General features: G+C 41.1%; 3 protein-coding genes. 1 reads left to right on the top strand and 2 read right to left on the bottom strand.

The features are described 5' to 3' along the window. Nucleotides 1-192: 192 nt before the first annotated feature. On the top strand, nucleotides 193-654 hold the full coding sequence (locus B5P39_RS24270; RefSeq protein ID WP_140418355.1) for a hypothetical protein: 462 nt from the start codon (nucleotides 193-195) through the stop codon (nucleotides 652-654). Nucleotides 655-997: 343 nt separating this feature from the next. Here the strand turns inward: B5P39_RS24270 and B5P39_RS24265 are convergent, their stop codons facing one another. After that, a complete protein-coding gene (locus B5P39_RS24265; protein WP_088213179.1) occupies nucleotides 998-1321 on the bottom strand; it encodes a hypothetical protein in 324 nt (107 codons plus the stop codon). A gap of 45 nt (nucleotides 1322-1366) precedes the next feature. Beyond that, entirely contained in the window at nucleotides 1367-1699 is a 333-nt protein-coding gene (locus B5P39_RS24260; RefSeq protein WP_088213178.1) for a hypothetical protein, read from the bottom strand. Nucleotides 1700-2112 lie beyond the last annotated feature (413 nt).

Genomic DNA, 2112 nt, shown 5'->3' with positions numbered 1-2112 from the left:
TTGGAGGTACTCAGGCGGCCTGATTATCAAATCACGGAGAAAGAATTGCTGGCGGCCTGGGTATTATTCGCCAATCAGTTGCTCAAATATGGCTATGCTATGGCTGATTTATGAGGGGATCCTTCAGCATTAAGTTTTGAAACACTCATTCAGCTTTCGTTAGCAGTGGGTCTGGGATTCTTTATCCGCTTTGTGGTTAACAAAACACGTAAGCCAAAGCTTGTTCTGAATAAATTGGATAGTATTTCTGAGTGGGGGGAGTTGTCGAAATATGAGGATTACCAAAACCAGCATCCACCGTTTGATCTGAATAAATTGGATATTTATTTTGAGCCGAGTGAGATGGTGAAATATGCTGTTAAGTTTGAAGATACAACAATTAACCCCGATAGAGGCAATAATGGAAAAACCTCATTAGGGTTGCCGATTGAGTTACTACCGCCAGAATTGGAAATATATGAAAAGCAATTTTTCGATAAATCATGCAAACATCTATCGGGAGTTCTTGTTGATTTTAATACTGCCCTTAAGTTGCGTTACATTGCTGGAATGAATGGAACTAACGCAATGATCCGTGACTGCAAAGAAAGTTATTGGCAGGATAAGATAACGTTAAGCGGTACGCTAGCCTATACGCCTTCAAGTGATTGTTAGGGAAAAAATATGTATCAAAGTAAATTGGTTACTTGCGTCATTCGTTGTTCATAGATTGGTTTGCAACAAAGCAAATGGAAGCTAAGCAACGTGTATATGTCCCATACGAGACATTCATAATTTCGTTAGGCGCTTACAAACAAGTGCATATTAAACTGGATATTAGTACGAGTATCTGAATTGCAATTGACACACCGACAGAGGAATTGGCAGGTGATTTTGTTCACTATTTTAATGCCTGATATGAATAATTGACGTTAAGGGGCAAGCAGCCCCTTAAACAAAGAGTTTATCTAATATCCCTGTTATTGATTGCTGTATTTAAACGGTTAGTTGGTTAGCTTTAATCAGAAGTCTCAGTAATAGCCTTAATAATATTAATCGCCCCGACAATTATCATTATCATCGTTATTATGAGACCGAAAGGCGCCAATTCATGCGTTATCAAAAGGAAAGCTATCGGCAAAACCATCCCTAGCAGTATTAAGGCTAAACCGTTTTTAACCTTGGGGTGATTTTCTTTACCTTTAATGGAGTTTTTGAAAGTGTAAATCATACCCAATATCGCTAATGGGTACGCCATTGCCGACCAATTTAGATCCGCCATTGCATAAACTGCTAGAACAATCATCAAAATAGACAGAGTGCCTAACGTCTTTTCTACCATTTCACCCCCTAAGCTGTTGTTAATCCAGCATAGCAAGTCCCTGAATTAATTGAATAGGGCTTTGAGGATATTTTTAATTTTATCGGGTATTGGGCGACTGGTGCAGTCCAATAGCGCGTCTAAATCCAACGCCTGAGTAAAGCGTTTATTCGACCACGAATCGCCATACATTGATTCGGCCCAAGTGAGAGCCTGAGCCAGCGAGTGAAATTGGCGCCTTCCGGTGTAGCCTAAGCGGTGATCTACAGTCACGCCTACAAAGTGGATGCGGTAACTTGGAGGGATGCGGTTCGCTAGCCGGATAAAGGGCGTTTGCCATACTTGCGGCTTTTCCGCCAAACGTGGATTGAGAGGGTCTTTAAAATCGAATCTGGGCATGGCAAGGCTCCTGTTTAATTAAATACAGGATCTCACCAAGTCCAAATCACGCAAATTTTGCCTTACGCTGCCTTCTGCTTCAATGCCGCCAAGCGCTGAAGAATCCCCTGATGATTTACAAATAAATCATCAAATTAGGGTGGAAGCGCATCTTGTTGCATGATCAAATGGTTTCGCCAAAAACTACACTTGGACAACAAGATGCGCGAAGCCAATATCCTACAACATTCTTTACACCAATACTGCCCAGAACTTCACCTAAAACGATTAAACAGCTTGATGCTGGCCCCCTGTGTCAGGATTGTTGTCACCCCTAAATAATCATTATTTTTAAAGACAGGGTGCGGCAAAAGAGAACAAAATGGCTCGGTATTCACCAGAACGTAAAGAGGCGATCCTTAAAAAATTATTAC

Origin of the sequence: Shewanella sp. Shew256 (assembly GCF_002196695.1) — a bacterium.
Taxonomy (GTDB): domain Bacteria; phylum Pseudomonadota; class Gammaproteobacteria; order Enterobacterales; family Shewanellaceae; genus Shewanella; species Shewanella mangrovisoli.
Note: the sequence above shows the minus strand (reverse complement) of the source record. Positions and strands in the feature narration are given on the sequence as shown.